The organism is Achromobacter seleniivolatilans, from assembly GCF_030864005.1.
GTDB lineage: Bacteria > Pseudomonadota > Gammaproteobacteria > Burkholderiales > Burkholderiaceae_B > Achromobacter > Achromobacter seleniivolatilans.
Genome location: NZ_CP132976.1, coordinates 5896419 through 5922583, shown reverse-complemented (window position 1 = coordinate 5922583; position 26165 = coordinate 5896419). Strand labels below are relative to the sequence as shown.

At 60.9% G+C, this 26165-nt stretch carries 21 protein-coding genes and 1 pseudogene; 14 read left to right on the top strand and 8 right to left on the bottom strand.

Going from position 1 to position 26165, the window contains the following annotated elements:
* Positions 1–7 precede the first annotated feature (7 nt).
* The 4 genes from RAS12_RS26830 to RAS12_RS31090 all read right to left on the bottom strand — a co-directional run bounded on the left by RAS12_RS26830 (position 8) and on the right by RAS12_RS31090 (position 4131).
* Entirely contained in the window at positions 8–895 is an 888-nt protein-coding gene (locus tag RAS12_RS26830) for a TniB family NTP-binding protein (RefSeq protein WP_306943176.1), read from the bottom strand.
* Positions 892–2910, bottom strand: a complete 2019-nt coding sequence (locus RAS12_RS26825; protein WP_306943175.1) for a TnsB C-terminal domain-containing protein — start codon at positions 2908–2910, stop codon at positions 892–894. Before RAS12_RS26825 ends, RAS12_RS26830 begins: the two co-directional genes overlap by 4 nt.
* Positions 2873–3532, bottom strand: a complete 660-nt coding sequence (locus tag RAS12_RS26820) for a TnsA endonuclease N-terminal domain-containing protein (RefSeq protein ID WP_306943173.1) — start codon at positions 3530–3532, stop codon at positions 2873–2875. The genes RAS12_RS26825 and RAS12_RS26820 overlap by 38 nt, the downstream gene beginning before the upstream one ends.
* 164 nt (positions 3533–3696) lie before the next feature.
* Complete coding sequence (locus tag RAS12_RS31090) at positions 3697–4131, bottom strand: helix-turn-helix domain-containing protein (RefSeq protein WP_371321222.1); 435 nt, start codon at positions 4129–4131, stop codon at positions 3697–3699.
* Positions 4132–4499: 368 nt separating this feature from the next.
* Between RAS12_RS31090 and groES the strand changes: the two genes are divergently transcribed.
* From groES to RAS12_RS26805, 3 genes are all read left to right on the top strand, one after another.
* On the top strand, positions 4500–4787 hold the full coding sequence (gene groES / locus RAS12_RS26815; RefSeq protein ID WP_057283173.1) for a co-chaperone GroES: 288 nt from the start codon (positions 4500–4502) through the stop codon (positions 4785–4787).
* Between the two features lie 37 nt (positions 4788–4824).
* The gene (gene groL / locus RAS12_RS26810; protein ID WP_306943170.1) at positions 4825–6465 is read left to right on the top strand and encodes a chaperonin GroEL; all 1641 of its coding nucleotides are present in this window, start codon (positions 4825–4827) and stop codon (positions 6463–6465) included.
* Between the two features lie 213 nt (positions 6466–6678).
* Positions 6679–7650 carry a YihY/virulence factor BrkB family protein gene (locus tag RAS12_RS26805; RefSeq protein ID WP_306943168.1) on the top strand — a complete coding sequence of 324 codons (972 nt, stop codon included), beginning with the start codon at positions 6679–6681 and terminating at the stop codon, positions 7648–7650.
* Positions 7651–7763: 113 nt separating this feature from the next.
* On the opposite strand, the gene RAS12_RS26800 is transcribed toward RAS12_RS26805, so the two are convergent.
* Entirely contained in the window at positions 7764–13163 is a 5400-nt protein-coding gene (locus RAS12_RS26800; RefSeq protein WP_306951635.1) for an autotransporter domain-containing protein, read from the bottom strand.
* A 381-nt stretch (positions 13164–13544) separates the two neighbouring features.
* Entirely contained in the window at positions 13545–14021 is a 477-nt protein-coding gene (locus RAS12_RS26795; RefSeq protein WP_306943167.1) for a MarR family winged helix-turn-helix transcriptional regulator, read from the bottom strand.
* 139 nt (positions 14022–14160) lie between these two features.
* Here RAS12_RS26795 and RAS12_RS26790 point away from each other — a divergent pair, with 139 nt between their 5' ends.
* The 11 genes and pseudogenes from RAS12_RS26790 to RAS12_RS26745 all read left to right on the top strand — a co-directional run bounded on the left by RAS12_RS26790 (position 14161) and on the right by RAS12_RS26745 (position 23533).
* On the top strand, positions 14161–15618 hold the full coding sequence (locus tag RAS12_RS26790; protein ID WP_306943165.1) for a 2-hydroxymuconic semialdehyde dehydrogenase: 1458 nt from the start codon (positions 14161–14163) through the stop codon (positions 15616–15618).
* A 25-nt stretch (positions 15619–15643) separates the two neighbouring features.
* Positions 15644–16075 carry a RidA family protein gene (locus RAS12_RS26785; RefSeq protein ID WP_306943164.1) on the top strand — a complete coding sequence of 144 codons (432 nt, stop codon included), beginning with the start codon at positions 15644–15646 and terminating at the stop codon, positions 16073–16075.
* Between the two features lie 93 nt (positions 16076–16168).
* On the top strand, positions 16169–17146 hold the full coding sequence (locus RAS12_RS26780; RefSeq protein ID WP_306943162.1) for a LysR substrate-binding domain-containing protein: 978 nt from the start codon (positions 16169–16171) through the stop codon (positions 17144–17146).
* Between the two features lie 110 nt (positions 17147–17256).
* Complete coding sequence (locus RAS12_RS26775) at positions 17257–17808, top strand: 3-hydroxyanthranilate 3,4-dioxygenase (RefSeq protein WP_306943161.1); 552 nt, start codon at positions 17257–17259, stop codon at positions 17806–17808.
* 27 nt (positions 17809–17835) lie between these two features.
* Positions 17836–18837, top strand: a complete 1002-nt coding sequence (locus RAS12_RS26770; protein WP_306943160.1) for an amidohydrolase family protein — start codon at positions 17836–17838, stop codon at positions 18835–18837.
* 58 nt (positions 18838–18895) lie between these two features.
* Entirely contained in the window at positions 18896–20071 is a 1176-nt protein-coding gene (locus tag RAS12_RS26765) for an ABC transporter substrate-binding protein (RefSeq protein ID WP_306943159.1), read from the top strand.
* A 40-nt stretch (positions 20072–20111) separates the two neighbouring features.
* A complete protein-coding gene (locus RAS12_RS26760) occupies positions 20112–21032 on the top strand; it encodes a branched-chain amino acid ABC transporter permease (protein WP_306943157.1) in 921 nt (306 codons plus the stop codon).
* 10 nt (positions 21033–21042) lie between these two features.
* Positions 21043–22041, top strand: a complete 999-nt coding sequence (locus tag RAS12_RS26755) for a branched-chain amino acid ABC transporter permease (protein WP_306943156.1) — start codon at positions 21043–21045, stop codon at positions 22039–22041.
* Positions 22042–22103: 62 nt separating this feature from the next.
* A pseudogene (locus tag RAS12_RS31145) lies at positions 22104–22550 on the top strand (ABC transporter ATP-binding protein); the annotation flags it as partial.
* Positions 22551–22556: 6 nt separating this feature from the next.
* Complete coding sequence (locus RAS12_RS31140) at positions 22557–22826, top strand: ABC transporter ATP-binding protein C-terminal domain-containing protein (RefSeq protein ID WP_442538744.1); 270 nt, start codon at positions 22557–22559, stop codon at positions 22824–22826.
* A complete protein-coding gene (locus tag RAS12_RS26745) occupies positions 22823–23533 on the top strand; it encodes an ABC transporter ATP-binding protein (protein ID WP_306943152.1) in 711 nt (236 codons plus the stop codon). Before RAS12_RS31140 ends, RAS12_RS26745 begins: the two co-directional genes overlap by 4 nt.
* On the opposite strand, the gene RAS12_RS26740 is transcribed toward RAS12_RS26745, so the two are convergent.
* Both RAS12_RS26740 and RAS12_RS26735 read right to left on the bottom strand, forming a co-directional pair.
* The gene (locus tag RAS12_RS26740) at positions 23530–24582 is read right to left on the bottom strand and encodes an Ldh family oxidoreductase (RefSeq protein ID WP_306943150.1); all 1053 of its coding nucleotides are present in this window, start codon (positions 24580–24582) and stop codon (positions 23530–23532) included. The genes RAS12_RS26745 and RAS12_RS26740 overlap by 4 nt on opposite strands.
* Before the next feature lie 10 nt (positions 24583–24592).
* Positions 24593–26113, bottom strand: coding sequence for a mannitol dehydrogenase family protein (locus RAS12_RS26735; protein WP_306951633.1), 1521 nt, complete (start codon positions 26111–26113; stop codon positions 24593–24595).
* Positions 26114–26165: the final 52 nt, after the last annotated feature.

The following is a 26165-nucleotide window of genomic DNA, read 5'->3' as shown; positions in this document are numbered from 1 at the left end:
TATGTGGTCAAAGAGAAGCAAAAGGATTCTCCTCGTCCGAAGCCCCCGTCTGGAGCGAATAGGCTTGACGCAAAATTCCCGCTGACAAGTTCAGTTCTTCTCGCTCGACAGCAAGGAGAATCGCTTGCACAAGAAGCAATTTCAACAGGCGAGGAGATCCCGACGTGACCCGGAAAATTGCTCCTGCCCATTCTTTGTTCTTGTACAACGAAGTAAGGTCTGTTGCCTTGCAGGTGTCTGCCAGGCCCTTCAGAAATCCGAGCCACTCCGGCCCAAGTCGAAAATGCGCCAGCTTGACTGCCACCGGAATCCTTGAGGTCAATTGGGGATCGATCGTTCCCAAGTTATCCATCATCTCGGTGCCCAGCAACACCACCGGTACCCCTGTCGCGTTGATGAGCCGCTTTAGCCAATCTATGATGGGTGTGAAGACCTTTGTGCCCGATGTGTGATAGACATGCTGGAACTCGTCGAGCACTATCACCTTGACACCTTGGTGCCTGATGGCGCTCACAAGAATCTGGTTGACATCATTGTTGTTGGCGCGCCCTCTATCTCGCTGCATAGAACTGGCCATGGCGTACGAAAAATTATTGAGCAATCCAGTTTGGAGCTGGGAAACAGAGGGCTCTTCTTTTAGGCTCGCGCTGATCAACGGAACGTTGCTACTGTCACTAAGCCCCTGGCGCAATATGTCTGCTAGATGGGACATCAACAACGTTTTCCCTGCGCCTGATGGAGCGGTCACTCTCACTCCGGTGAAGACGCCAACCTGATTTCCAATTTCGATCGCATTCAGCACATACTGCAAAACGTTCTCAAAAGCAGGATGGGGGATGATGACTTCCGAAAATGCTTTGCTCGCACTGATCGCGGCTGCTCCGTATCTATTCATCGGACACCCCCAAGGTTGAACTCATCTGGCATGAAACCCTTGAAGATCGGTATTTCCTCTGGAAGTACCCTTATTTCCTCGTCGGTGAAGATCTGAGGCGCAATCTCTTTCTCTTGTGACGGCGGCGAGGCATTCATCTTCTGTTCCGCAAGAGGCTTCACCGAAGAAAGGCCTTGAAGCAGCGCGTACTTGCGCATGTCGCGAATCAAGCGCTTGCCACGCTTAACGGCGTTATCCACCATATCCTCAAACTCCTGCTGCACCCTTTGCCATTCGACATATGCGCCCTCCCCCCGCAATTTTTCCTTTGCGTAATGCCTAATTAGGCGGTGCTGGCTGAGGGTAAGGCCGTCTGCATAGTCGGGGATCATGCTGGGCACCTTTAGCCAGCTTCTTGAGGTGGGATTTCTTACCCAGATGCTGCCAAGGTCATTCGGATCAAACTTGATTTCGGTTTTGAACCTTGGGGTGCGCTGAGATCGCGCCATTTCTGCGAGATCCGGACTGCGGTAGCTGATGTGGAACATTTCCACCCCGTGGTGTGCGACCGTGAGATTACGAGAGAGACCAGTGAGCAGATCGAGTTGCTCCAGTCCGCCGGCGAACTGCGGTGGTGGCATGGTCTGCATCGATTCGGACAGGGTGTCGTACGGCCTAAGCAACGAACGCTCTGGTATTGCGATCGGATAGACGTCGACCGCCCAACGAACAAGACATTGGCATAGATCGGAGAACATGACGCAGGCCGTAATTTTTGGATCCGTTCTTTTCGCGAGGCCGCGGATTTTCTCTGGCATTCCCTCGATGGGCAGCGTGTTCATCATCGTCCCCAACGCACGTTCGACGTTAGGTTTGAACCACGGCTTTCTGACTGCTGCGAATTCAAGATCGCATCGCAATGCCCATGCAATTTGCCGAAACTGCTGTGAATGAAATGCCAGACCATTGTCCACAAGGATAGTTTCCGGCAGGCCTGGGGTGAGCCACTCGCGCTCTGCCCCTACCGCGCGGACAAGATCATCCTTCGGTCTCAGAGCTAGCTTCAAGCTTTGGCACACCCTGCCAAGAGACTCGCCCTCGAAGCTGATGAACACCGACAAGATGTACTTCGAGAATGAGTCTATGACCAGCGTCAATGTCGGCCGTCCCAATGGAATGCCTCGCCTATCATCAATCACGTAGAGGTCAAGGAGAGTGTGATCCATCTCCACGCGCTCTAACGGGCGCGTGGCATAGACTCCGCCAACCGCGTGACGCCACCTATTGTTTGCTGCGGTTGCACCCATCCGAACTCTGTCTGCCTCGTACCGGGGCACCGATTGAACGAGCCGGCGAAAGGACGACAAACTCATTGGCTCAATCTGGCGACACCCCCGTTGCTGCTCAATTTGCGTGAGTCTCGCCAGATACCTCGTATACGCCGCCGTCACGCCCTTTCCGCGAAAGACGAAATAGCTCTGACGCAGCACCTCCCATGCGATCTCTCTTGTAATCTCGCCCAATCGGATTGCTTTGGCTCGGCGAACGTTTCCAGACAAAAGACTCAGCACGTTCCCCTCGGAATTGTTGAAGCAGCGCAGCCAACGAATCACCGTCGAAGCAGAGGGTGGATTTTCGTCTGGGAATCTCTGCACCACCGACGCCACTACGCTCGAGATTTCCAACCGTGCTGCAGGCTTGATACCGCGTTTTATGACGGCCCGAACGTATCTTTCACGTCGTTCTATCTCTCGGCCTTGCCTGCCGGTCAACCTACCGATTAGCGAAGCCAGCGCGTCACCTGACCCCGTTGACGCGCGCGCGTGCGTGAGCGCTGGAGCAAATGGGGCGGGGCTCAAGACCTCATACTTGCCGTCGATGATGTCGCGTACGAGGTCGGCCGCCTGGAACGTAGTCACAGCCCGGGTATGAATGTCCTCGAACTGGATAGTGTTGTCGCCCAAGTCCCGAACAAACGTCCAGCACCGACCGCCCTTCCTAATTGTTAAGCCAACTTGCAGGGCAAAAGTCGCCATTGCGAAGCTCCTCAAGATCAGAGGGAAAGGAGATCTGATCGGGCAGCAGCGACGGACCGACCGTCAATCGCCGAACCCCAATCAGATGCAAGACGAGCTCTCGTGGGCAGCCGACGCATTGGGCTAGCTTGTCAAGCGAACCAGGAGAAACTTGCGCCTGGAGTTTGACCAATGCACCTCTCACGACATCGTCGGCGTAGTGAGACCTGGCGTAGCGGATGTAGACGGACGCCCTCGCATCGCGACCGTCTTTGTAGATTTGCTCCTCGGTCGCGATCAGGTAAGTGAATCCGTGGCTTCGCAGCAGTTCAGCCGCGGCGTCCAACTTTTCCTGATGCTGACGAACGAACTTTGACGGCTTCACCTCGACGATGACAGCAAGCTTGCTGGCGAAGTCCAGGCGGAAGTCGGGCGTGTACTTAGCGCCACCGGGCAATTCGATGACAAAGGGCTGCGATCGAATCGACACTAACCCAGGGCAGAGCAATGCAATACGCGCAAAGTTCAGTTCCAGCAGGCTTTCATATTCCACCTGCTCCTCTTGAAGCCATGGGCAAGAGATGTACCCCACTCTACGATGTGGTGATCGGGTGACCACTTTCCTACCGCGTTCTAGCAGCATGCTTTTCCTCCTGAAGGCAACACTTGTCCCCGACGAGCGGTCGCTCATCGAAAAATTGCTTGACTGGGTTGCACTGCGGAAGGAAACTTGGATTGTCGAAGTCTTTGGTTTCCGAACCGAAGCACAACGCCGGTCAATGTAAAAGTTGATCGGCGTTTTCTTTTCTACATGACTGCTCTCCTGTCATCTGAGATCGCTAGCGACTGCGAGCGCCGACCGGCGCAACTGCGGGCCCACGCTAAGTACGACGAGCAAATTACTCGCAGTGCTTCGTACCCGGACTCAGCGCACACGCCGTCGTCGGTCTCCAGAATCTCGGCGGCGAGGGTGGCCGCCGCCGTCTCGGTACCAGACTTGTTAATCGCTCTGAGGATTCGTTCCTTTTTGAGCACACGCCTCAGCTCTGACGCCTCCTGGCTCTCCAAGGCCAGCACCCGCGCCAAGCGTGCTACCAAGTCATCCGGGGGCTCCCGATTGCCTTTCTGTATCTGTGTTAGGTAGGACGGGGTCACGCCAGCTAGCTCAGCTAGCCGCTTTGTGGTCAGACCTCGTGCGGCCCGCGTCCGACGAAGCTTCGATCCGAAGGTCTCATAGCGCATGGGTTGAGAAGTGCAGATTTGGGATATTTGAACTCTACCCCGAGCAGCTCAATTTCCGCAACAAGTCCTTATTTTTCAACAGCTTGCGTTAAATTAATACATATTTGTATTGGGGATCACAGACGCCAACGGCGCTGCTACTGTGGTTTGCGCTCATCAAAGGCAGTGCCGAAAGTTTCAAAGTGGATGACACAAATTCCAAACTCGATGGAATTCGACACCCGCGCCCAAAATATGTAACAGCGCAGCCTCCCCCCCTTGAACCTCAGCACATCATCCCTATAATTAGCACTCGACACCGGTGAGTGCTAACGGCTCTCCCGGGCCCAACCGATCATCAATTTCTTCTTCAGTAACAGGAGTTCCTCATGGCCTTGCGTCCCCTGGGCGATCGCGTGATCGTCAAACGCCTCGAAAACGAGCGCAAGACTGCCTCGGGTATCGTTATCCCCGACAGCGCTGCTGAAAAGCCTGATCAAGGTGAAGTCGTGGCCGTTGGCCCCGGCAAGAAGACCGAAGACGGCAAGATTCTGCCCGTCGACCTGAAGGCCGGCGATAAGGTTCTGTTCGGCAAGTATGCCGGCCAGTCCGTGAAGGTTGATGGCGAAGAACTGCTCGTCATCCGCGAGGACGAAATCCTCGCCGTGGTTCTGTAAACCCCGCCTCAAACGAATTTTCGAAGGAAGCTAAGAAATGGCTGCCAAGCAAGTATTGTTCGGTGACGACGCCCGCGTGCGCATCGTCCGCGGCGTGAATATTCTCGCCAACGCTGTTAAGACCACTCTGGGCCCCAAGGGTCGCAACGTCGTGCTGGAGCGCTCGTTCGGCGCCCCGACGGTGACCAAGGACGGCGTGTCCGTTGCCAAAGAAATCGAACTGAAAGACAAGTTCGAAAACATCGGCGCTCAATTGGTTAAGGACGTTGCGTCCAAGACCTCCGACAACGCCGGTGACGGCACCACGACCGCTACCGTGCTGGCTCAAGCCATCGTCATGGAAGGCCTGAAGTACGTTGCCGCCGGTTTCAACCCGATCGATCTGAAGCGCGGTATCGACAAGGCTGTCGCCGCTGCCGTTGCTGAACTGAAGAAGCAATCCAAGCCGGTCACGACCAGCAAGGAAATCGCTCAAGTCGGTTCGATCTCGGCTAACAGCGATGCTTCCATCGGCCAGATCATCGCTGACGCGATGGACAAGGTTGGCAAGGAAGGCGTCATCACCGTCGAAGACGGCAAGTCGCTGGAAAACGAGCTGGACGTCGTCGAAGGTATGCAATTCGACCGCGGCTACCTGTCGCCCTACTTCATCAACAACCCGGAAAAGCAAGTTGCCGTGTTGGAAGATCCGTATGTCCTGATTTTCGACAAGAAGATCAGCAACATCCGTGACCTGCTGCCCGTGCTGGAACAAGTTGCCAAGTCGAGCCGTCCGCTGCTGATCATTGCAGAAGACGTCGAAGGCGAAGCGCTGGCCACCCTGGTTGTGAACAACATCCGTGGCATCCTGAAGACCACCGCCGTCAAGGCTCCGGGCTTCGGCGACCGCCGCAAGGCCATGCTGGAAGACATCGCCATCCTGACGGGCGGCACGGTGATCTCCGAAGAAACCGGCATGTCGCTGGAAAAGGCCGGTCTGGCTGAACTGGGCCAAGCCAAGCGCATCGAAGTGGGCAAGGAAAACACGACGATCATCGACGGCGCTGGCGACAGCAAGTCCATCGAAGCCCGCGTCAAGCAAGTGCGCGTGCAGATCGAAGAAGCCTCGTCCGATTACGACCGTGAAAAGCTGCAAGAACGCGTGGCCAAGCTGGCCGGCGGCGTTGCCGTGATTCGCGTTGGCGCTGCCACCGAAATCGAAATGAAGGAAAAGAAGGCACGCGTCGAAGACGCCCTGCACGCTACCCGCGCTGCAGTGGAAGAAGGCGTTGTGGCTGGCGGCGGCGTTGCACTGCTGCGCGCCAAGCAAGCCATCGCTGACCTGAAGGGCGACACGCCTGACCAGAACGCCGGTATCAAGCTGATCCTGCGTGCTGTGGAAGAGCCCCTGCGCACCATCGTCACGAACGCCGGCGAAGAAGCCAGCGTCGTGGTCAGCAACGTGCTGCAAGGCAAGGGTAACTACGGCTACAACGCTGCTACCGGCGAGTACACCGACCTGGTCGAGCAAGGCGTTCTGGACCCCACCAAGGTGACCCGCACCGCCCTGCAAAACGCTGCCTCCGTTGCCAGCCTGCTGCTGACGGCTGAAGCCGCCGTTGTGGAACTGGCCGAAGACAAGCCTTCTGCTCCGGCAATGCCGGGTGGCATGGGCGGCATGGGCGGCATGGACTTCTAAGTCCCGCTTCTCTTGCATGGCCTCCCCGGCTTTAAGCCGGGGAACGCAGTATCCTGAAAAACCCTCGGACCTTCGCCCCGAGGGTTTTTCTTTGCCTGTTGTTTCTGGACCGCCCGCGTCCGTCCCGGGCAAATACGTTTGCGCACAAACTGTGGGTTTCGCGTGAAAGCATGCGTCCCTACAATGAAGGCTCCAACGTCCAAGCCCAGATCCATGCGCCTTCCCCACAGCCTGCGTGCCCTGCGTCCGTCCGAGATCGGCGGATTGCTTATGGATTCCGCCAACCAGTGGTCTAACCATCGCGCGTCCAGCAAGGGGGCCGCGCTGGCTTTGTACATGGTGTTTTCGCTGGCGCCCATGTTGATCCTGGTGATTGCCGTGGCTGGCGCATTCTTTGGCGAAGACGCTGTGCGTTCAGAGCTGTTCTCGTCCCTGCGAGACATGACCGGCGAGCGCGGCGCGGAAGTGATTCAAACGGTGCTGGCCAGCGCGCACGAATCAGGCGGCGGCTGGATCGCCGCCTTGATCTCTATTTTTGTGCTGATCTTCAGCGCCACGACGGCGTTTGCAGAGCTCAAAGCCAGCTTGGACGATTTGTGGGAAGTGCCGCCAAACCAGAAAGGCGGCATCCATGGCATGGTGCGCAGCCGCATGCTGTCGTTCGGCTTGGTGCTGGTGCTGGCGGTGTTCCTGCTGATCTCGCTAACCGTCAATGCCGGCCTGGGCGCCGCGCGCAAGTTGTACGGTGATCTATGGATGGCTTCCACGTTCGCCACGGTGGCGGATTGGATATCCAGCCTGTTTTCCTTTTCGGTCGTGGTCGCGTTGTTCGCGGTGATCTTCAAGCTGCTGCCCAGCGCCAAGATTTCCTGGCCGGATGTGATTCCCGGCGCGATCGTGACCGCCGCGCTGTTCTTGGTCGGGAAGTGGGGGATAGGCGTGTATTTGAGCCGCGGGGCTGCGGTGTCGGCGTATGGCGCAGCGGGGTCGCTGATTGCACTGCTGCTGTGGATTTATTATTCCGCGCAGATTTTCTTTTTTGGCGCGGTGTTCACGCGGCAGTTCGCGCTGCGGTTTGGACGGGCGGAAAGACCGGCTGTGGCTGCGGCAACCACAGACCCAACACCCGCGAATACAGCAGCCGCGGATGCAGCCAAGCCCAAGCCAGAAGACTTGCCCCGCTGACAAGGCATACGCGCGGATGACATCAGAGCAGCGCTATCCCCACCCGCAAATGCCGATTGCTATAGCTGCCGTCCGAGCACATATGTCTCGGACGGGTTCATACCCCTACCCAGTCAGAAGCGGTACCGCACATCCAACGACCCGGAGTGCTGCTGGTTGCCTTGACCGAACTGGCCGCCGTAGATCACACCCACGGTAGTGCGTTTGCTGACCGCCATGTTCACGCCCAACTCAACCAGCGCCGCATCGCTCGCCACCGGCGCGCCATTGGTGGTGAAAGACGCGCCGCCCTGTACGAACGACATGGTGCTGGCGGGGTCGACATCACCAAAAGCGTGACGCCAGCCCAGCGTGCCGTGCACCTCGCCCAGAGCGCCCGCGCTCTCGAAAGCGCTGCGCGCGTGCAGGCCAACAGTAGTGGTGGTGATGTTGTTGCGGCCCGCATCCCCGCGCAGCGCGGCGTCGCCACCGGACTCCGTGAAGGCGCGCGTGCGCAGGCTGCTGAAGCCCGCACCGACGAAGGGTTCGAGCGTGACGCGGTCGGTCAGCGACATGGCGTAGCCAAGTTCGCCAAACACCTGTGTGGTGTTGCCGTCGTAGTCGGCCTTCAGTGTCTGCGGCAAACCGGCAGCATCGGCGTAGCGCTGCGTTTTAAAATCGTGCCAGGAGTAGGAAGTGCCCAGGCTCAGGTTGAGCTTGCCGCTACCCACGTCAAATGCCTTGCCGCCATAGGCGGTAAGGCTGTAGCTGTCAGCCTCCGAACTGCTTGCGCGGTCGCCGGTGCGGCTACGGCTATTGGAATAGCCAACCGCGCCACCCAGACGCCAGCCGCCTCCTACGGCCACATCTCCGCCGACGGATACGCCCCCGTCGGACTGCGTGGTCTTCGCCGTGTCGCCATTGCCGCCTAACGTGCTCCAGTTACCGAAGACCTGCGCCCACAAGGGCTGCGCGGACGACTGCGGCAATGAGGCAGCATTGCCCAAACCCAACTGGGCCGTAGCCGCACCGGGCAGCATCCTCGCGCCCAGGTTCGCGCGCAATCGATTCATCGGAGCCTGGACGAATGTGTTGGCTACGCTCTGCGCCACGGCGACGCTTGTTGCATAGGTTTCACCGGACATACCGTCAAACACGCTGGGCGGCGCGCCCTCGGGCAGATTCAATACGCGCTTGTACAGCGCGCTGTCGGCTGGCAGGCTTTGCAACGCCCCTGCGACCGCTCGCTGATTGCCAGTGAAGGCCGCGTCGGCAAACTCGATTGGGCGCGTAACTCCGCCGTTGCCGTTGCCGTTGCCGTTGCCGTTGCCGTTGCCGTTGCCGTTGCCGTTTCCATTCCCATTGTCCGGCACCTGCTTTAACTGCACCGTCAGATCCACCTTGTTGTTGCCATAGGCCAAGGACGGAGTCAGGAATGCCAGATTGCTGGAGACCGCATCAAACCGCCCCAGCACACCGCCGCCCGCAGTCAGAATGGTGTAGGTGGTGGATGGCGCGTAGGCGCCGTTCTGGCCAACTTGCATCACCGCGCCCGCCAGATTGGCGGTGCCAGTGACATTCACACTGCTGTTTTGGCCGTCGGCTGCCGTGGCCACGCGATAGATGGAGCCCGTTGCCATGTTCAGGTTGCCCAACACGTTCAAACGGCCCAACGGCGCGGCGGCATTACCCGGCGACAGCGTGGCGCCTGTGCCCACCGTCAGATCCTTGAATGACCCGACACCGGACACGGTAGTGCCCGTCAACGCCTGGACACTGCCGCCCAGCTTGCCGTCGACCTGCAACCCGCCGCCAGCCAATACCGTGGCTCCGTTGAAGGCGCTGCTATCGCCGGTCAAGGCCAGCGTGCCCGCGCCAAGTTTGGCAACTGAACCGCTGCCGGCAAACACCCCGGTGTACTCGGAATCAGTCGCGCGGTTGAACGACAGCCTGCCGTTGTTGATGATGGTGCCGCCGAACGACCCGGTGGAGCCCCCGTCGCCGATTTCCAACTCACCCGAGGCGATGGTAGCGGTGCCGGTGAACGCACTGTCACCCGTCAGCACCAGCGTGCCAGTGCCGTCCTGGCGCAGATCACCCGAACCCGATATTGCGCCGCCGTAGACCACACGGTCGCTGCGGTTGAACGCCAGCGTGCCGCCAGTCTGGATAGTCGCGTTGCCAGCGATGCTGCCAGCCGTGCCGCCATCACCCACTTGCAGCTTGCCGCCAGCTACCGTGGTGGCGCCCAGATAGGTGTTGTTGCCCGTCAGCACCAACGTGCCCGCACCCAACTTGGCCACGCCGCCGTTGCCAGACAAGGATTGCGACACAGTGAACGTATTGCCGGCATCGGCGATGTCCAGGCCGCCGCCGGCCGCGCCCAGCGAGATTGCCCGGGCGGTGTTCTGGAAACTGGTGCCCGTCACGCGCAACGTGCCGCCCTGAAAGTCCAGGCCACCCAAACTTGCGCCCAGATTGGCCTCTGACGACACCGACAACACCCCCGCGCTCAGGCGCGTTTGGGCGTAGGTGTTTGCGCCATTGAGCACCAGCGTACCCAGACCCGTCTTGTTGATGCCGTTGCCAGCGAGCACGTTGTCGATGGTCGTGGTCCACCCGGCCGAGGCCGCGCTACCGTCGCCTACTCGCAATTCGCTCAAGGCGCCGGCAGACGGTGCAACCAGGTTGAGCCAGTCGCCATTCAGGCGATAGCCGTCGCTTGCGAACTGGGCGCCGTTTGCCACTATATTGCCTTGCGAGCTGTCTAGCGTGACCGTGCCTGGTGCTCCGCCAAAGATCGCAAATGATCCGCTGGGCGAGAATGCGGCGTTGACGGAGGCTGCGGCGTCCGTCCAGTTGGCGCTGTTCACGGACCACACGCCGGAACCGCCGCCCAGCTGTACCGGCGTGGCCAATCTGTTGGCGTTCCAGATATTGAGTGTCAGGCCAGCCGAATTGATCAGGTTGATCTGGTTGGATGATCTCAAGTACTGCACCGTCTGTCCTGCCGCGATGCCACTCATACCGCTGTTGACTGTCAAAGAGCCGGTGTAGTCGAACAAGCGGTACACGCCCACGCCGAAACCGCCAGCGTCGCTCACGTTGAGTTGCGAACCGTTTAGCGTCAGATCGCCGTCAACCATGACGCTGTGGACTGCGCCAGCCGTGTTCGCGGTGCCAAGTGCAAAGTTCATCGCACTGCCCTGCGCCAAGGTCAGGTCGCCATAGACGGTGAACGTGCCTCCCGGCGCACCGGGCGTCAGGTTGCCGCCTGCCTGCACCGTCACGTCGCCGTAAACCTGGCCGAAGCCGCCCACCGAACCGCCGCTCGCCACGGTAACTGCACCGTTCAGCGTGGCGGTGGCATTCGCGGATGTGCCGCCCACTACCAACGCGCCCCCGTTTACCTGAGTCGTGCCGGTATAGGTGTTGACGCCATTCAAGGTCAAACTGCCGGACGAGCTTTTCGTCAGCCCGCCCGTGCCGGATATCGATCCGCTGTAGGCTCCCGAATCGAGCGCAAGCGTCTGGGCTCCCAGCGTCACCGAGCCGCCATTGCCGTTCAGGATTTTCATACCGGGAGCCGAAGCGGCGGAGATATCAAAGTTCCCGATGTTGTCGACCGTCACTGTGGATCCAGCCGCAAGACTTCCGCCTACACCCAGCGCCAAAGAGCCGTTCCGGATAAGCAGGCCGCCAGTGAAAGTATTGGCGCCGCTCAGAGTTTGCTTTGCAGCCCCGTCCTTGATCAGAACGCCCGTACCATCAATCACCCCCCCAAACGTCGAAGGCGCCGAATTAGAGATGGTCAGTGTCCTGGCGCCCAGCAGCACACTGCCGCCCGTGCCGGTCAAGTTTGCGATGGACTGGTCGGCGCCGCTCGACATATCCAGCGTCGCGCCAGTGCTCACTTTTACGCTCGCCGTGGCGCTCAACAATCCGCCCGCGCCCAGTCTCAAACTACCGGCATCAACAGAGGTCGTGCCCGAATTGCTGAGCGTGCCGTTTAACGTCAGCGTGCCCACGCCTTGCTTGGTCAAATTGCCCGAGCCCGACAGGGCCCCGGCATAGGTGCCGTTCGCGGCACTGGAAAAAATCACCGTACCGTTGCTGACGATATTGCCTTGCAGGCTGCTGGTATCGCCCTTCAAGGTGGCGCCCTGAACCACCGTGGTACCGCCGGTATAGTTGTTGGCGCCGGTCAAGGTAACGGTGCCGATGCTTGCCACATTCAGGCCGCCAGTGCCCGTCAACAGGCCGGACAGCGTGAAATCGTTCGCTCCGGCTGCGGTCAAACCGTTGGTTCCCAGCGTGAAATTATTGGCTACCGTTACACCGGTCGTAGATGCGCCGATACCACCACCCGCAGCATTGATCGCGCCCGTGCCAAGCGCGCCGCTGCCATCCACCAGGACGGAGCCGCCATTGAGCGCAATGCTGCTGCCGCCGGGCATCAGCGCCCCGCCCGACAAGCTCCAGATACCGCCGGTGACGTCCAGGCTATTGAAGTTAAGGTAGGTGCCGGCGACAACATTGTTGGTGCCGCCGCGATTCGCCGTGTCGGCGAACACCAGCGAATTGACGCCGCCCAAACCGCCGTCCACCGTTCCCGGCGCAGCGAAGCTCAGGCCTGGCGTCGAGCCCACCGTGATCACGTCCGGATTGACGTCTGCCATCGAATTCACTGACGAGCCCGACTGCGCAGTGAAAGTATTGCGAGCGCCCGCCCCCATCGACACACTGCCGGTAATGGTGCCCGCATTGGTAAAATAATGACCGAGGAACGACCCTGGGGATTCAAAGGCGACGCGGCCGATGATGGCGCCACTGGCAGAGTTTAAGAAGGAAACCTGGCCGCCGCCATAAATGGCGACGGCCGCGATGTCCGCGCCCGGCCGGGCCCCTAAGTTGGTCTCCGCCGTCCGGATAGTTCCCTCGTTGCGAACATTGGTGACGCCGCCTGCTCCGTTGTGAATGGCAAGCGCCATTCCCTTGAGGTCGGCAAGCTGCGATTGATAGTTGGTGCCAGAGCCGCCCAGCATGGCGCCAGCGTAGTTATTGAGGGTGTACGTGCCAACAGACGGAGCTACTGATTCCGCCGTACCCAGAACCAGGCCCGACGACACGGCCGAAGTATTTCCCTGCGAAAAGGCGTCGATGATGCCGCGGTTATCCACGGACACGTTTTTGCCCTCGAGCAGCATGGAGTTACCGCCGATGCCAGGTAGTACACCCACAGTGGCCATGCTGCCGACGGTTACCGTCAATCCATCCGCCCCGTTGGTGAAGTTCGGCGCCACCGGATTGGCATTGCCCGTGCATGTCACGATAAGGCCCGACGTTGTGCACGCCGCCAATGCCGCAGGCGCCCACCCCGTCAGCCCAAAACCCAGCGCTACAGCCAATGCGTGCAGCTTCCAGCGTACCGATAAGCCCCCACCTGTCCTCGCCGCGCCGCCGCGCGATTGGGTAGCCAACTCCGACACTGCTTGCCACAAACGTTTAGCGCGGTTCCATACCAAGCGGTACACGTGATTCAAGATCTGTTCCTTTAGACATACGGCGAACACCGAATCACCGCCACAGCGTAGGCTGATGGCGGCAGCGCCAAAACGGTCCGCAACAACAGGGGCGCACGGCGATAGTCGTGTTACCCACGGTTTCGGGATCGGTTCCGGTGGCCTGTGCGAGGGATGGATGTGTCGCGCTTGCCTGCCAGGTATCGGTACTACAGCGTGTGGATTGGCAGGTTGCAGGACGCAACCATTCCGGGTGGATTCGGGCGGTTGAATTTTGTAACAGCCGTAGTTTCCAGATACGAGTTTGCCGTGTCAACTCTGTTTGGATGAATTAACCGGTATCGCGGTCGAACTACATGGGGTGCGGCCTAAGAGTGGGCCACTGCGAGCGGATCAATCCTGCTCTGTCAGCCCCGCCATCAACCGCAGGCACTTCAAAAACACCGGCTGTAACTCAGCCGGTATCGGCGCCAGCACCTGGGCCTCTACCTGGGCATCTTGGGGCAAGATGCGCGCCAGCAACGCAACACCGGCGTCCGTGATCTCCAGGGCATAAGCGCGCCCGTCTTCGGCGGATCGCGTGCGCCGCACATAACCCTTGGCGGTCATGCGGGCCATCATCTCGGCAAAGGAGTTCCGGTCCAACGCAATCAGGTCGGCGATGCGATTTTGCGTAGCACCGGGATGTTGGTAGACAGTGATCAGCAACGCCTTCTGCCGGGGCGTCAGGTCCTCGTCTGGAAACGCCTGCGAGAACAGCGCTTCCGCCCGGAAGTGAGCGCGGCGCAGCAAGTGCGAGGCCACTTGGGTCAGGTCGAAGGCTTGCAAGTCGCGGGATAGAGCCGCGGCGGGTCGGACGGGGGCGGTCATTGGGCATCCATGGAATACGCCCGGCGATTGTAGGCGGTGCTGTTCGCGAAAATGCGCATTGACTTGAGACCAGGCGCTGCCTATGATCCGCCAATATAGTACGTATACGTATTTATTGGCACCCATCAAAGGACCCGTCATGACGATCCGCCAGCTGCGCAATTACATCGATGGCCGCTTTGAAGACGGCATCTCCACCTTCGACAAATTCAGCCCGGTGGACGGGCAGTTGATTGCGCAGGTGCATGAGGCCGGGCGCGATCAAGTCAACCGCGCCGTTGCTGCCGCCCATCGGGCCCTGCCTGGTTGGGCAGCCTTGTCAGTCGCCACGCGCACCGACCATCTGCTGGCGCTTGCCGATGGCATCACACGCCGCTTCGATGACTTTCTGCAAGCCGAGATCGCTGACACAGGCAAACCGGTCAGTTGGGCCAGCAAGATCGACATCCCGCGCGGCGCGGCCAACTTCCGCGCCTTTGCGGAACTGGCGCGCACGCTGGATATGGAAAGCTACATGACGGACACGCCCGACGGCCGGCAGGCGCTGAATTACGCCTATCGCAAGCCGTTAGGCGTGGTGGGGGTGATCTCGCCGTGGAACCTGCCGCTATTGCTGCTGACCTGGAAAGTCGCGCCTGCGCTGGCGTTTGGCAACACGGTGATCATGAAGCCATCCGAAGTCACGCCCAGCACAGCCACGCTGCTTGCCGAGGTGGCCGATGCAACGGGGCTGCCGGCTGGCGTGCTGAATCTGACGCATGGTTTTGGCCCGAATTCCGCAGGCGAATTCATGACCACCCACCCGGACATCGATGGCATCACGTTCACCGGGGAGTCCGCCACGGGTTCGGCCATCATGCGGGCCGTGGCGCCTGGCGTAAAACCCGTGTCGTTTGAATTGGGCGGCAAAAACGCAGCACTGGTGTTTGCCGATGCGGACTTCGATGCAGCGGTGGACGGGGTCACGCGGTCGGTCTTTGCCAATTGCGGCCAGGTCTGCCTGTGCACCGAGCGCGTCTACGTGGAACGCCCCATCTACGACCGCTTTGTCGCCGCACTGGCTGCGCGGGCGCGCGATATGCGCATCGGCTGGCCGATGGACCCCGACACCGAGATGGGCCCGCTGGTGTCGCGGGAACATCGCGAAAAGGTGCTGTCTTACTTTGCGCTGGCCCGGGAAGAAGGCGCAACCGTCGTGGCGGGCGGCGGCATTCCCGAATTTGGCGATGCCCGCGACGCCGGCGCGTATGTGCAGCCCACCATCTGGACAGGGTTGAAAGAAGACGCGCGGTGCATCAAGGAGGAAGTCTTTGGCCCGGTGTGCCACATCGCGCCCTTTGACACCGAAGAGGAAGCCATCCGGTTGGCCAACGACACGCGCTATGGCTTGGCCGCCGCCGTCTGGACGCAGAACCTGACCCGCGGGCACCGCGTGGCGCAAGCCATGAAGGTTGGCCTGGCCTGGGTGAACTGCTGGTTCCTGCGCGACCTGCGCACCCCGTTCGGCGGCAGCGGCCTGTCGGGTATCGGCCGTGAAGGCGGCCGCCATTCGCTGCATTTCTATACCGAACCCACCAACGTTTGCATCAAGCTCTGACCCTTCCAACTTAAAGGAACGCACGATGACCCAGCCCAATATCAGCGCCACCGTCGTCGCCGGAAAAGCCACGCCGCGCGGCAAGTATCCGCACATCAAGCGCGCAGGCGATTTCCTGTTCGTCTCCGGCACCAGCTCGCGTCTGCCCGACAACCGCATCGCCGGCGCGGAAGTGGACGCCATGGGCACCACCACCCTGGATATTCGCGTGCAAACCCGCGCCGTCATCGAGAACATCAGCGACATCCTGGCCACGGCCGGCGCAACGCTGGCGGATGTCGTGGAGATCAGTACTTTCCTGGTCAACATGAACGATTTCGGTGGATACAATCAAGTCTATGGCGAGTTCTTCGACACCGATGGCCCGGCGCGCACCACCGTCGCGGTGCATCAGTTGCCGCACCCGCAATTGCTGATTGAGATCAAGGCGGTCGCCTACAAGCCGCTTGCACGCTGACGGCACGGCAAACGCATGACAGGCGGCGGCATTTCAGGTTCACCCAGGGAACAGGACAATAGCCCGCAGCCCCGTGCCGCGGGCGCCGCACGCATGTCGAACTTCCGCATTACGCCTAACGCGCTCAGCCACAAACTGAAGCTGCACCAATTGCAGATTTTCGAACGCGTGCTGGCGCGGCGATCATTGTCCCGCGCGGCCAGCGAACTGCACCTGACTCAACCCACCGTCACCAAGGCCATCCACGATCTGGAAGCCTTCTTCGGCGCAACGCTGTTTGAGCGCTCCAACCGCGGCGTCACCCCAACCGAACTGGCCATGGTGCTGGGCCGCCGCGTACACGCCATGATGGCCGAAGTCCGCTACATGGCTGACGACATTGATGCCGTGTTGGGCGGCGCCAGCGGGCATGTCGTGGTGGGCACCTTGATTGCGGCGTCGGCCAAACTACTGCCCGAAGCCATCGCCCGCCTAATGACCGAACACCCCGGCATCCAGGTCACAGTGCGCGAAGGCCCCTCCGCCCAATTGCTGCCCGCCCTGGCCACCGGTGACGTGGACATCGTGGTGGGCCGCCTGCCCGGCGCGGACATGGCGTCGATCTCTGGCGTGGCCGTAGACCATCACAAGCTATACCGCGAGCAACTATGCCTGGTGGTGGGCAAGCAGCATCCCATGGCCGATGCGAAAGTTATTGATCTGGCGGATCTGATCGATCACATCTGGATTCTGCCCGCGCCGACCTCGCCGCTACGCGCGTCAGTCGAACGCACCTTCTTCGACGCCGGCCTGCGCCTGCCTGCCCGCCATGTGGAATCGCTATCGCTGCTGACCAATATCGGCGTGCTGATGCACAGCGACGCGCTGGCGCTGATTCCCTACGATGCGGCAGCGCAGTTCCTGGCGATGGGGGTACTGGCCCGTCTGCCGACGAATGTGTTTGGCGATTTTGGCGACGTCGGATATTCCATCCGCGCTGACCGGCCGCTGACGCCGGCGTGCCAGAGGCTGGTGGAATATCTGAAGCAAATTACGGCGCAGCGGACTGCCATCCGGGAAATCCCGCGATAGATAACCCGCATACCCACCCGCACAATTTCTATTGTGCACATCCCCTGTCACGCCCCTAGACTTCCTTCATCAGAGAAGTCCCAGCCCAGCATCACGCTCCGGAGTCCCGAATGCCCGCCTACGGCCCGCCATTGAATTTCCAGCGCTGGATTCAAGATCACGCACATCTGCTGAAACCACCCGTTGGCAACCAGCAGATCTGGCAGGACAGCGACTTCATTGTCACCGTCGTTGGCGGCCCCAACCATCGCACCGACTACCACGATGACCCGCTGGAAGAATTCTTCTACCAAGTGCGCGGCAATGCCTGGCTCTCATTGTGGGTGGACGGCAAAGCCGAACGTGTGGATCTGAAGGAGGGCGACATCTTCTTGTTGCCGCCGCATGTTCGCCATTCTCCGCAACGTCCGGAAGCCGACAGCGCCTGTCTGGTCATCGAGCGTCAACGCCCATTGGGTCTGCTCGATGGATTCGAATGGTATTGCCCTCATTGCAGCCACCTGGTGCATCGCGTCGAAGTGCAGCTGAAAAGCATCGTGACCGACTTGCCCCCCTTGTTCCAGGCCTTCTACGCCAGTACCAGCCTGCGCACCTGCCCAAGCTGCGGCCAGGTGCATCCTGGTAAAGGCCTCGCCCCGAACACGCAAGCCACGCCCGGCTAGCCTATTACCCTGCGAGCCCCAGCCGCCATGATTCAGAAAATTGATATGCACGCCCACTTCTTTCCGCCGATAACGCGGCAGGAAGCGGCCGCGCTGGACCCCGTCAACGCGCCCTGGCTGCGCCCGGATGCCAACGGCAAAACCGGCCAGATCATGGCGGGCGACCAGCCCTTCCGGCCTGTTGACTCCACGTTGTGGGACCCCGCGCTGCGCGTGCAGCAGATGGACCGCCACGGTGTCGATATACAGATCCTGTGCGCCACCCCCATCATGTTTGGCTACACCTATCCCGCCAAGACAGCAGCTGATTGGGCGGCGCGCATGAATGATCTGGCGCTGGAACACTGCGCCCATGCGCCGTCGCGTCTGAAGGCGCTGGCGCAGGTGCCTCTGCAAGATCTGGACCTGGCCTGTAAAGAAGCTACGCGCGCATTCGCAGCGGGCCACCTGGGCGTTCAGATCGGCAACCACGTCGGCCCGCGCGACCTGGATGATGAAACGCTCGTGCAGTTCCTGATTCATTGCGCCAACAGCAACATCCCGGTGCTGGTGCATCCTTGGGACATGATGACCGATGGCCGCATGAAAAAATGGATGCTGCCCTGGCTGGTCGCGATGCCAGCTGAAACGCAGCTGGGCATCCTTTCCCTGATCTTGTCCGGCGCCTTTGAACGCATTCCCCGCAGCCTGAAACTGTGTTTTGCGCATGGCGGCGGCAGCTTCGCATTTTTGTTGGGCCGCGTGGATAATGCGTGGCGCCACCGCGACATCATCCGCCAGGACTGCCCGCAACTGCCCTCTTCCTACACGGATCGCTTCTACACGGACAGCGCGGTATTCGACCCGCGTTCGTTGCGCCTGCTGATCGATGTGATGGGCGAAGACCGCGTGCTGCTCGGCTCGGACTACCCCTATCCGCTCGGTGAACAGGAAGTGGGCAAGCTGGTGACGCACGCCGATCTGCTGCCTGAAGTGCAGCACAAGATTCTGTTTCGCAACACCATGACGTTCTTTGGCTTGAACCCGTAGCACCCACCGCGCTTCACCATACATGACCGTGACACACGGCAACTCAAGGGAAAACACCATGAAACGCACCATCACGCTGACCGCCGCTGCGGTCATGGGCCTGGCGCTATCAGCCACCGCGCTGGCCGATGTGAAGATCGGCCTGCTTACCACCTTGACCGGCCCGGGCTCCGTGCTGGGCCAGGATCAACTGGACGGCTTCATGCTGGCCGTGGAACAGGGCGGCGGAAAACTCGGCGGTGTTGCTGTGCAGATCATCAAGGAAGATGACCAGTTCAAGCCGGAAGTGGGCGTGCAAGCGGCGCGCAAGCTGGTGCAAAGCGACAAAGTGCCGATCATCACTGGCGTGGTGTATTCCAATGTGATGCTGGCTGTCGTGCGTCCCGTCACCAGCGCGGGCGTGTTCCTGGTGGGCTCCAACGCAGGCCCCACGAACCTGGCCGGCAAAGACTGTTCCCCTTATTTCTTCTCCACGTCCTGGAACAACACGCAGCGCCATGAAGGCAGCGGTGAAATGGCCAATCAGATGGGCTTGAAGAAGGTCTATCTGCTGGCGCCCAATTACCAGGCGGGCAAGGACGCCATGGCCGGCTTCAAGCGCTTCTACAAGGGCGAGGTCATGAACGAAGTGTTCACCCAGGTGAACCAGCCCGACTACTCGGTTGAACTGGCGGCGCTGGCCGATGCCAAGCCCGAAGCCGCTTACGTGTTCTTTCCTGGCGGCATGGGCGTGAACTTCATCAAGCAATACCGTCAGGCAGGTTTGTTCGGAAAAATACCGCTGCTGTCGGTGGACACCATCGACGGCGCTACGCTGCCCGCGCTGCAAAAAGATGCGCTGGGCGCAGTGACCAACGTGCCCTATTCGCCCGATCTGGACAACGCTGCCAACAAGGCATTTGCCGCGGCCTTCCGCCAGAAGTACGGGCGTGAGCCGTCCAGCTATGCCGCCCAATCATTTGATGCCGCGCAGCTGATCGCATCGGCCCTGAAGAAAACGGGCGGAAATGTGGACGACAAAGACGCATTGCGCAAAGCGCTGGAAGCCGCGGACTTCCCGTCCGTGCGTGGCGAATTCCGCTATCAGCCGAATCACTTTCCCGTGGCCGGTTTTTTCCGCGCCGACGTCGAGGCCGGGGCAGACGGCAAGGTGGGCTTTGTGAACAAGGGCCCGATCTTCCCCGACCTGTCCAAGGTATCGGACCAGTACGCCGCCCAGTGCGTCATGAAGTAACGCTTGCGGCCGACGCGGCCGCAGGCAAGAGGTGAACCTGATGTCCACGACGTTGCTGCTGGTGCAGGCCTTGAACGGCCTGCAACTTGGAATCCTGCTGTTCCTGTTGGCCGCCGGGCTGACGCTGGTGTTCGGCATCATGAACTTCATCAACCTGGCGCACGGATCGCTCTACATGATGGGCGCCTTCATCGCGGCCACCGTGTTCCGCCACACCGGCTCGTTCCTGCTGGCTGGCGCTGCGGTGATCGCCGGCATGGCCGCCTTGGGGCTGCTGCTGGACCGTATTGCGCTGGCCAGGCTGTACCCGCGCGAACACCTGGACCAGGTGCTGGCGACGTTCGGCTTCATCCTGTTCTTCAATGAACTCACGCGCATCATCTGGGGGCCCGCGCCTATCAGCATGGGGCTGCCATCATGGCTGTCGGGCACGATCGACATACTGGGCGTTACCTACCCGCTCTACCGCTTCCTGATTATTGTGGTGGGCTTGCTGGTGGCGGCGGGCTGTTATGTGCTGATTCACCGCACGCGCTTGGGCATGCTGATCCGCGCGGGTTCCACCGACCGCATGATGGTCGGCGCGTTGGGGGTGAATATTGCGCGTCTGAATACCTTGCTGTTTGTGTTGGGGTCAGTGCTGGCCGGATTGGCGGGGCTGATGGCGGGGCCTATCTTGTCCGCCCAAACCGGCATGGGCGAACCCATTCTGATCCTGACCTTGGTGGTGATCGTGATCGGCGGCATCGGCTCGGTGCGCGGCGCATTCCTGGCCGCCTTGATGGTGGGTTTGATCGATACGTTAGGCCGCGCGTTGTTGCCGACGCTGCTGCGCGCGGCGTTGCCGCCCGCCGCCGCCAACGCGGCAGGCCCTGCCATCGCGTCAATGCTGATTTATGTCGTGATGGCGCTGGTACTGGCTTTGCGGCCCCAGGGCCTGTTTCCCGTCAAGCACGGATAAGAGGCGCAATATGGTCAGACTTTCTCCGCGCTTTCTGGTTGCCGCCCTGCTGCTCGCGCTGTTGGCCCTGCTGCCTGCCTACGCGCACTGGCAGGGTGAACCCTTTTTGCTGGCCTTGTTCGGCCGAGTGCTGGTCTACGGCGTTGCTGCGCTGGCGCTGAATCTGCTGCTGGGTTTCGGCGGCATGGTCAGCTTTGGCCATGCGCTCTATCTCGGGCTGGGCGCCTATGCAGTTGGCGTGATGTCGCACTACGGCATCGAGAACGGCTGGCTGCATCTGGCTGGCGCGCTTGGCGCGTGTGCTGTGGTCGGGCTGATCAGCGGCTATGTCGTGATGAGAACCTCTGGCATCGCGTTCATCATGATTACGCTGGCCTTCGCGCAGATGTTCTATTTCTTGGCGACAGGTCTGGATGGATTTGGCGGCGACGACGGCATGTCCTTGTTTGCCGGCAGCGATTTTGGCGCATTCCGGCTGGATACGCCACTGGCGTTGTATTACGCAGCGTTTGGCGTATTGCTGCTTGTACTGTGGTTGATGCACCGCCTGATCCACGCGCCTTTCGGCATGGCACTTCGGGGCTGCCAGGCCAACGAACGCCGCATGCGCGCGCTGGGCTTTCCAACCTTGCGCTATCGCCTGGCCGCTTACGTGATCTCGGCAATGATCTGCGGCGTGGCGGGCGTGCTGTTGGCCAACCTCACCATGTATGTATCGCCGTCCTACCTGGCGTGGACGACATCCGGCGAATTGATCGTGATGGTGGTGTTGGGCGGTATCGGCACATTGTTTGGCCCCGTGGTGGGTGCCCTGGCATTTCTGCTGCTGGAAGAAGGGTTGAAGCTGCTGACGGACCACTGGATGCTGATCATGGGTCTGTTGATTGTGGGCGTGGTGCTGGTGTCGCGGCGCGGCGTGTACGGCAACCTGCCCGATACCCCTTGGCGCAGAAAGGCGCGGCAGACCAGTCCGCCGCCTGCCGCTCGCGCATCCGGAGAGCCGCTATGAGCGCGCTGCGTATCGAAAACCTGCAAAAGCGGTATGGCGGACTGACAGTCACCGACAACCTGTCGCTCGAAATTCAATCGGGCGAACTGCATGCGGTAATCGGACCCAACGGCGCGGGCAAAACCACGCTGATTGGACAACTCAGCGGTGAACTTCGCCCCGATGGCGGACGCGTGTTGCTGGACGAGCGGGATATCACACGGATGCCCGTGGAAAAGCGCGTGCGCCACGGACTAGCGCGCTCCTATCAGATCACTTCCGTCTTCAAGCCGTTCACAGCGCTTGAGAACGTGATGATGGCGGTGCAGGCGCGCCGCGGCCATAGCTTCCGGTTCTGGCAACCCGTTCTGTCCAACGCGGCGCTGACGGCTCCCGCGCAAGACGCCCTGGAATTGACCGGCCTGTCGGCCCGCGCTGATACGCCTGCCAGCGATCTCGCGCATGGCGAACTACGGCAACTGGAACTGGCAATGGTATTGGCCTGCCAGCCCAAGCTGTTGTTGCTGGACGAACCCATGGCTGGCATGAGCCAGCACGAGTCCGAAGCCATGACACGCCTGCTTCTGAAATTGCGCGGGCAATACACCATCTTGCTGGTCGAACACGATATGCAAGCCGTCTTCGCTCTGTCCGACCGCATCACGGTGCTGGTGTACGGCAGCGCGCTTGCTTGCGGCACGGCAGACGACATCCGCAACAATCCGCAGGTGCGCGAATGCTACCTGGGCAGCGAACGCGCAAGCGCCCGCCGCAAAATGGCTGGCCATTCCGAGGTACAGGCATGAGCGCGCTATTGTCTTTGCGCGGCGTAACGGCGCACTACGGCGCCAGTCAGGCGCTGTTCGGCATAGACCTGGATATAGGCCCAGGCGAATTCGTGACCCTGCTGGGCCGCAACGGCATGGGCAAATCCACCACCGTGAAAGCGGTGATGGGATTGAACCGTGCCACACAGGGCAGCATCACGTTCGACGGACGCGACATCAGCCGGCTGCCCGCCTATAAAGTGGCGCAATGCGGCATCGGACTTGTGCCTGAAGGCCGGCACATTTTTCCGAACCTGTCCGTGCGTGAAAACCTGGTTGCCACCGCGCACAACCGCCAAGGCGCATCTCAACCCTGGACACTGGAACGCGTGTACGCCTTGTTCCCGCGCTTGTCTGAACGCGCGCGGCATCTGGGCAGCCATCTGTCGGGCGGCGAGCAACAAATGCTGGCGATTGGGCGAGCCCTGCTGACCAATCCCCGACTGCTGATTCTGGATGAGGCCACTGAAGGGCTGGCGCCTGTCGTGCGGGAAGAAATCTGGTCCGCGCTTGAAACGCTAAAGCAAACCGGACTGGCTGTGCTGTGTATAGACAAGAATCTGGAGCCGCTGCTGGCCACGGCGGATCACCACGCCATCGTGGAAAAAGGACGGGTGGCGTGGACGGGTTCGTCGCAGGCATTCCTGGATGACGAACCTCGCTTGTTGCAGTATCTGGGGGTCTAAGGCCGACACACCGGTGGCGCCACGCCCAGACGCGTGCTCCACGCGATGATCTCGTCCCATAAGGCCGCAGGTACGGGAATGCCGTCACGCTGGCGTTCGGCCAGTGCCGCCGCCTCGGGGTCACCAGGCATACGCGGCGCTCCGGGCGCTTGCGACAATTCCATCGCCATGCCTGCAACCACCCCGGCCAGCGCCGCGCCACCTGCGAACCTCGCCGGATCAATGACGATGAAAAATGCCCCAAGTTCGCGCGGGCGTTCCAGCGCTTCATACATCGGGGAAATATGCGGCCCGAACGGATTGCCGTTGAGCGGCCCGCACAGCAGTTCAATCATCGTCGCCAGGCCATAACCTTTGTAGCCATAGTCTTCGCCACCCAAAGGACGCAACGCCCGTACCTGATACGCATCGGTGCTGTTCTGCCCTTCGGCATCCAGCGCAACACCGTCAGGCAGCGCCACGCCATCACGCCGGGCGTTCATGACGCGATTCCACGGGATAGCCGTGGTGGCCATGTCCAGACAGAGCGGTTCTGCTCCCGCGCGCGGGAACGCCAATGAAATCGGATTCGTGCCAAAGAACGGCTGATAGCCGCCATGGGGCGCGGCGATCGAATCAGAATGCGTAAACGCAATGCCGATCAAGCCACGCTTGGCCGCTGCCCGGCTGTACAGACCTATCGCGCCACAGTGCGAAGAGTTACTGACGCCCACGGCCGCCACGCCCGCCTCGCGGGCCAGATCGATGGCCAGTGCATTGGCCCGATGCGCCACCACAATGCCCTGCCCCCGCCCGCCATGCAGTTGTGCTGTACCCGGCCCCGTGCGTTGAATCTCGATCACGGGCCTGGCCAGAATGGACCCGTGCGCGACGCGGTTCAAGTAGTGCGGCAAACGCGCGATGCCATGGGAGTCTATGCCCCACAGACTGGTCTGGGCCAGGCTGGACGCCAGGCAGCGCGCATCCTCCGGATCGAAGTTCTGAGCACCCAGGCAGTCCGTGCCCCAGCGCTCCCATTCAACGGCGTCCACTCGGTGGTCAAGCGTCATGCGGCACTCCTCAGGTAGCAGCCTCCACGGCGTGCATCACACCATGCTCACGAAAGGCTTCCAGATGCTGGGCCAGCGCCGCGACAAACTCGGGCGCCTTGCCCAAGTCGCCAAACACCGGCTTGAATCCTGACAGCACCATGGCCCGCCGATGCGCAGCTTGCGACGGTGCGGACGAACGCACCGCCACGTCGGCACGCGACAACAGTTTCGCCAGACGCGCCGACAGGGGGTCCTGAATCGTGTAGCGTCCGCCCTGCTCGTCCTGGCCGCGCAAATAATGCAGCCAGGCCGCAACCGCCAGCGATAGCCGGTTGATGTCGTCTCCCGTGCGCAGCCGGTCGCGTATCGTGTCCAACAAGCGTTGCGGAACCTTTTGCGAACCGTCCATGGCAACTTGCGCCACCGGGTGGGGCAGCGCAGGGTTGGCGACGCGGGCCAAGAAGCGCTGCCGGTATTCCTCCAACCCGCTATCTGGAATGCCTTTCAAGGTGGGCGCGATCTCCAGCCGCATCATGGCGTCAACAAAGTCACGCAGCACTGGGGTTTGCACCGCATCGCTGATGGTCGGAAGACCCAATAACGCGCCCAGATACGCCAAGGTTGAGTGCGGCCCGTTCACCATGCGCAGCTTCAGCCGTTCATAGGGCGCGGCGTTGCGGACAAAGGTCGCGCCGCCATGCGTTTCCCAAGCGGGACGGCCTGCGGCGAACTTGTCTTCGATCACCCAATTCATATAGGGTTCGCCAACGACGGGCCAGGCGTCCTCAACCCCCAAACGCTGCGTGATCCGCTGGCGGTCCTGGTCGTCGGTGCCGGGCACGATGCGGTCCACCATCGAGTTCGGAAACGTGCAATGCGTGTCGATCCAACTGGCCAGCGACACATCGACGCGCAACGCAAAAGCCAGCACCAGACTACGCAGCAAATCGCCGTTGCCCCGCACGTTATCGCAGGACAGCAGCGTAACGGGCGGCAGACCGCGCTCACGGCGCAATGCCAATCCGTAAACCAGAATTCCGATGGTGCTGCGCGGCCGATGCGGGTTTTCCAGGTCATGCAGGATGTCTGGGTCGTCCCAACGCAAATAACCGGTGGCTGGCTCGTGGCTGTAGCCCTTTTCCGTCACTGTCAGACTGACAATGCGGGTCTGGGGATAGGCGATGCGCTCTAAAACAGCGTTGGGGTCTTCTTCGGCGACCATCACCCGCAACACCGAACCCACCACACGCAATTGCTCACGGGCCTGGCCATCGGGTCCCCGGTCGCGCAAGGCCAGCGTGTACAGACCATCTTGCGGGGTCAATGCGTCTCGGGTGGCGGGGCTGCGCAGTGACACGCCCAGGATGCCCCAACTGAGATCACCGCTGGCCTGCATGGCCAGATCCGTCATTACCGCTTGATGCGCCCGGTGAAATGCGCCCAGCCCCAAATGGACGATGCCGGGTGTCAGCCGGCTCCGGTCATAGACAGGTTTTTCCACGTCTGCGGGTAGACGCGGCAACGACTCCGTATTCAAACGTTCAAGCATGGTTGACCAATGGCTTAAGGCGCCATGCACCTGTCGGATGACCGGCCAGTCG